General features: G+C 72.8%; 3 protein-coding genes and 1 pseudogene. 1 reads left to right on the forward strand and 3 read right to left on the reverse strand.

Annotated features, from left to right (window positions below; all coding sequences use genetic code 11):
* Window positions 1-1,393, reverse strand: a pseudogene (locus HGA02_RS08540) (hypothetical protein); the annotation flags it as partial.
* A 584-nt stretch (window positions 1,394-1,977) separates the two neighbouring features.
* Entirely contained in the window at window positions 1,978-3,906 is a 1,929-nt protein-coding gene (locus HGA02_RS08545) for an ABC transporter ATP-binding protein (protein WP_168678661.1), read from the reverse strand.
* A gap of 110 nt (window positions 3,907-4,016) precedes the next feature.
* Here HGA02_RS08545 and HGA02_RS08550 point away from each other — a divergent pair, with 110 nt between their 5' ends.
* Window positions 4,017-4,508: a MarR family transcriptional regulator gene (locus tag HGA02_RS08550; protein WP_168678662.1), complete on the forward strand. Its 492-nt coding sequence runs from the start codon at window positions 4,017-4,019 to the stop codon at window positions 4,506-4,508.
* Window positions 4,509-4,711: 203 nt separating this feature from the next.
* Here the strand turns inward: HGA02_RS08550 and HGA02_RS08555 are convergent.
* Window positions 4,712-5,834 (reverse strand): serine hydrolase domain-containing protein (locus HGA02_RS08555; protein WP_168678663.1); only part of this gene is annotated, 1,123 nt, incomplete at its 5' end.

The following is a 5,834-nucleotide window of genomic DNA, read 5'->3' on the forward strand; positions in this document are numbered from 1 at the left end:
TCCCCTGGTCCTGGGTGAACTGGATGCCGGTGTTGAAGGCGCCCGAGATGTTGTTGCCGACGATCCGCATGTTGTTGCCCTTCTGGATCTGGATGCTGTCGTCGTGGCTCGGGGTGTTGTTCTGCGCCGGGTCGACCTCGTAGTGCAGGTTGTCGTGCAGGTAGGAGGCCTCGATGGTGACGTTGTCGCCGTAGACGTGGGCCATGTCGATGACGTCGTGCAGGTTCACGCGCTGGAGCGTGAAGTTGTAGCCGCGCACGCCGTCGACCCAGGGGCCGGGGGCCGAGTTGTAGAGCTCGGAGTCGATCACGGTCACCGAGGCGGTCGAGGACGCGCTCGTGATGAGCGCCGTCTGCTTCGACGTCGGGGCGCCGCGCACGATCGAGTTCTTGATCGTCACGTTGGGGGCGGCGACCTTGACGAAGCCGCGCACGTCGAGCCCGTCGATCACGGCGTTCGGGGTGGTGATGGTCAGGTCGCCCTGGTGCACCGTGAGCTTCGTGCCGTTCGGGACGCCCGTGGTCGTCGCGTCGGGCACGTAGGACCCGACCGGGCCGGGCACGACCGGGGGCGGGGTCACCGTGCCGGTCGAGGTGGCGCGCACGTCGGACACGCGCAGCGTGATCGGGGCGTTGGTGACGGACGAGCCGGTGTAGCCGCTGAACGCGATGCCGCCGGGCGCCTGCAGGGCGGGCGTGCTGTCGGTCGCGGTGAGCTGCCAGTCGGCGGGCTCGGTCGCGGTGGTCGACCAGACCTTGGCGTTGAGCGTGGTGGGCGCGGTGCCCGTGACGACGAGGTGCACGTTGAGCTGCTTGCCGGTCGTGCCCAGACCTATGAGGGTCTGCGAGGCGAGGGTGGTCACGGTCGAGCCGTCGACGCTGATGAGCGAGACGCGCACGTTGCCGTCGGCGAGGACCTTGGCGCGCAGGCGGTAGGACGCGGTGGTCGAGACGTCGCGGCCGGAGACCTCGGCGTCGACGTGGCCGCCGACGGGTGCCTTGTCGAGGCTGATGACCGCACGGAGGTCGGTGTCGGTCGACTTCACGGTCGGCAGCGAGGAGCCGAGCTTCCAGCCGGCCTTCTGGATGGTCATGCTCGCGACGCCGTCGGCCACGGTGTAGTCGGAGGCGCTGCCGCCGGTCGTGGCCCACGCGCCGCCCGTCGTCGCGCTGCCCCAGCCACCGTTGACCTGCCGCCCGAACGCGTCGACGGCCACCTGCGTGGGTGCGACCGTGTTCGCGGCGAGCGACTCGGCGCTGCTCTGGTAGTCGGACGCGGTGGCCGCGTGGGCCGGCATCGCGAGGCCGACGAGGCCGACGGACAGGGCGCTCGCGACGACGGCGAGGGCGGTGCGGCGGACGGGGGTGGAGACGTGCAGGCGCGCGGAAGACATGCGGAGCTCCTCGGGGTGTGGGGAGTCGCTGCGTGACCGACGACCGGATGTGGTCGAGGTGAAGGGCTGGAGCCCTCGGCGGACCGCGGGCTGCCTGACCCGCGGTGAGCGACACCATCAACTTATGAGCGGTCTCCGCTGAGATCTGGGCCTATCGACCCTGGTTATGTCCGATGTTATGTCAGTCATTCGCCCATGTTCGAAACGATTGCGGGGTCTGACCTGCGCGTTCGACCCGTCCCGCCGTGATTGCCCCGGCGAACCGCTCGCGGGTGGTGACTTATGTCACGACGTACGACCGCGGGGGACGGTGGCGGCGGAGCGGTCGCGTTGATTTACCGGGGCATCGGTCTCTGACCGGCGGAAACGTTGCCCGGGGCATCGTCCACAGGACGGTGCGCGCGGGGCCCGGAGGGTGTCGGTGACGACCGGGTGAGATCGCGCCACGACCTTGACACCCTCACGGGACCGGGTCGGGAGGGGGTGAGATCCGCCACGGGTCGTGCCCGCGGGTGGCCCGTCCACCGCTCCGGACCGCGGACCGCGGCGCCGCGCGGTCGGGACCGATGCGCGCCCCGGGGTCGTCAGGCGGCGTCGACCGTGTCCGCGGCGAACTGGGTGCGGTAGAGGTCGGCGTACAGGCCGCCGCGGGCGACGAGCTCGGCGTGCGTGCCGTGCTCGACGACGCGGCCGCGGTCGACGACGACGATCGAGTCGGCGCGGCGTACCGTCGACAGCCGGTGCGCGATGACGAGCGACGTGCGGCCCACGAGTGCCTCGTCGAGCGCGGCCTGCACGGCGGCCTCAGACTCGGAGTCGAGGTGCGCCGTGGCCTCGTCGAGCACGACCACGTCGGGCGCCTTGAGCAGCAGCCGCGCGATCGCGAGCCGCTGCCGCTCGCCGCCGGACAGGCGGTAGCCGCGGTCGCCGACGACGGTCTCGAGCCCGTCGGGCAGGCGCATGACGAGCTCCCACACGTGCGCCTGGCGCAGCGCGCGCTCGAGGTCGGCGTCGGTCGCGTCGGGCCGGGCGAACCGCAGGTTGCCCGCGATGGTGTCGTGGAAGAGGTGGGCCTCCTGGCTCACGACGCCGACGGTCGCGCGCAGCGAGTCGAGCGTCACGCCGCGCAGGTCGGCACCCGCGATGCGGACCGAGCCGCGCGTCGGGTCGTACATGCGCGTGACGAGCTGGGAGATCGTCGTCTTCCCGGCGCCCGAGGGGCCGACGAGCGCGACGAGGTGCCCGGCGGGCACCGTGAACGAGACGTCGCCGAGCGTGTCCTCGGCGGTGTCGGCACGCAGCGTCGCGACGGACTCGAGCGACGCGAGCGACACCTCGTCGGCGGTCGGGTAGCGGAACCCGACCGCGTCGAGCTCGATGCTCGCGCCGTGCCGCGCGACGTCGTCGCGCAGGTCGCGCGCGTCCGGCGCGTCGGTCACGGTCGGCTCGAGGTCGAGGACCTCGAGGACGCGCTCGAAGCTGACGAGCGCCGTCATGACGTCGACCTGCACGTTCGACATCGCGGTGAGCGGCCCGTACAGCCGGCCGAGGTACGACGCGAGCGCGACGACGACGCCGACGGTGAGCTCGCCCCGGATCGCCGCGAGGCCGCCGAGCCCGTAGACGATCGCGGTCGCGATCGCGGCGAGCGTCGTGAGGCCGACGCGGAACCACGTGCCGTAGAGGGCGCGCCTGACGCCGATGTCGCGGACGCGCGAGGCCTGCTCGGCGTAGGCGGCGGACTCGCGCTCGGGGTCGCCGAACACCTTGACGAGGTGCGCGCCGGCGACGTTGAACCGCTCCTGCATGGTCTGCGCGGCCTGCGCGTTGAGCTCGTACGACTCGTGCGTGACGGCCGCGATGCGCGGCCCGAACCAGCGGGCGGGCAGCACGAACAGCGGCAGCAGGATCAGGGAGAGCAGCGTGAGCCGCCACGACATGGAGAGCATCGCGGCGAGGACGAACACGACCGTGAGCGCGTTGCTCACGACGTTCTGCAGCGTCGAGGTGAACGCCTGCTGCGCGCCGAGGACGTCGCCGTTGAGCCGCTGCACGAGCGCGCCGGTGCGGGTGCGGGAGAAGAACGCGAGGGGCATGCGCTGCACGTGGTCGAAGACCGCGGTGCGCAGGTCGAGGATGAGGCCCTCGCCGATGCGGGACGAGACCCAGCGGTCGGCGACGGCGAGCCCGGCGGACAGGACCGCGAGCGCGGCGACCGCGACGGCGATGAGGACGACCAGGCGCGTGTCGCCCTGCGTGATGCCGTCGTCAATGAGGTGCTTGAACAGGAGCGGCGGCAGCGCGCCGGCGCCGGCCTCGAGCGTGATGAGGACGAGGAAGACGGCGAGGGCGCGGCGGTGCGGCCGTGCGAAGGCGAGGATCCGGCGGAGGGTGTCGCGCGAGAGGCGTCGGCGGCTGACGGACCGGTCGCGGGCGAAGCCGCGCATCTGCGGGTTGCCGCCGCCGCGACCCATGCCGGTGGGCGCGGGGCCGGGGTGGTGGGGGAGAGACATGAGGCGTCTCCCTTCGTGCGGGGGGACGTGCCGGGTGAGCACGCGATGCTGAGGTTAACTCACTATGTCGTTGGTTCACAACTGTTCGCGAGGCGGGTACCGTCACGGCCGTGAGCCCGCACGACGACGCTGCCACCGACCCGGTCCCCGCGCCCGCGATCGCCGGGTCGACCGCGGGGGACGAGTCCGCGGAGCTGCTCGACCTCCTGCACCGGCTGCTGCGTGACATCCGCCGCTCCGCCACCTCGTCGCTCGGGCCGGCGAGCCAGGCACCCGGGCAGGTCCGGATGCTGCGCGTCCTCCAGCACTGCGACGGGCCGCTGCGGCTCGGGCACGTCGCGTCCGCGCTCGACGTCGCGCCCCGGTCCGTCACGTCGAAGGTCGACGCCGCCGAGGCCGACGGGCTCGTCCGCCGCATCGCCGACCCCACCGACCGCCGTGCCACCCTCATCGAGCTCACCGACGCCGGTCGCACGCTCCTCGCCGACGTCTCCGCCCGACGCCACGAGGGCGTCGCCGGCCGCCTCGACCGCCTCGCCCCCGACGAGCGCGCGCAGCTCCTCACGCTCCTGCGCCGCCTGGCCGACGACCCCACCCCCTGACCGCCTCGCCGAGCGCACTCGGCCCTTCACGCTCCTGCGTCGCCTGGTGACGACCCACCCGCGCCGAGAACAACATCAGCGCTGCGTAAGGGCTCCCTAGCGGCGCTGATGTTGTTCTCGTGCGTCGTGCGTCGTGCGTCGTGCCTCGTGCGTCGTGCGTCGTGCGTGCGGACGGGGTCAGGTCCGGCGGGGGCCCGGGAGGATCACGCGCAGAGGGCCGTGTCGATGACCGCGTCGACGTGCTGCATGGCCTCCGGGTCGGACACCGACGACGGGAGCGCCGTGACCGCCACGGACGCGGCGCGGCCGTCGGTCGTCACGCCCTCGCGCGTCGAGTAGCCGAAGATGTCGCCGCCGTGACCCCACGCGACGCCGCCGCAGCTCAGGGACGTCTCGGCGATGCCCAGGCCGTACCGCATCGGGCCCCACTCGGCGGGCACGGGCACGGTCTTCTGCATCTCGGCGAGCTCCGCCGGGCCGACCAGGCGGCCGTCGAGGATCGCGGTGTAGAGACGGATCAGGTCGCTCGGGGTGCCGATCACGTCGCCCGCGGCCCACGCCGCGCTCGGGTCGAGCTCCGTGACGTCGCGCAGGGTCCCGCCCGGGGTGTCCGAGTGGTAGCCGTGCGGGTGGCGGCCGCGGATCTCGCGCTCGCCGACGGCCGGGAGGTAGGTGTCACGCAGGCCGGCCTTCTCGATGACGCGCTGCGTGAGGACCTCGTGCAGCGGACGTCCGGTCACCTTCTCGACCAGCAGCCCGGCGATCACGTAGTTCGTGTTGCTGTACGACCACGACGTGCCCGGCGCGAACGTCGCGGGTCGCGTCATGGCCGCGTCGAGCAGCGCGCGGGGCTGGACGTACGTGTCGATCATCGCGTCGACGCCCGACAGCCCGTCGGAGAGCAGCACGTCGAGGTACTCGGGGATGCCGCTCGTGTGCTGCAGGACCTGCCGGACCGTGATGGTCGCGCCGTCGACGCGCTCGGCACCGTCGCGCCCGTTGTCGACGAGGCCCGGCAGGTACGTGCCGATCGGTGCGTCGAGCTCGATCTTCCCCTCGCCGACCAGCTGCATGACGGCGACGGCGACGAACGTCTTGCTGTTGCTCGCGAACCGGACCCGACCGTCCGTCGGGACGCGCGCGCCCGTGCCGAGGTCGCCGACCCCGGCGACGAGGTGGCGCGTGCGCCCGCGCTCGTCGCGGACCGACGCGAGCGCGGCGGGGAAGCCGTCGTCGTGGACGAGCGCGTCGACTGCGCCCCGGACGGCATCGCGACCGTGCCCCTCGCGCGCCTGGTCGGCCTGCTCCGGTGCGGGTGCGGGTGTG

The organism is Cellulomonas septica, from assembly GCF_012396155.1.
Classification (GTDB): Bacteria; Actinomycetota; Actinomycetes; order Actinomycetales; family Cellulomonadaceae; genus Cellulomonas; species Cellulomonas septica.

Bases quoted from the DNA above. Each gene is read 5' to 3' on its own strand.
- HGA02_RS08545 (WP_168678661.1), bottom strand. From the start codon at position 3,906: ATGTCTCTCCCCCACCACCCCGGCCCCGCGCCCACCGGCATGGGTCGC.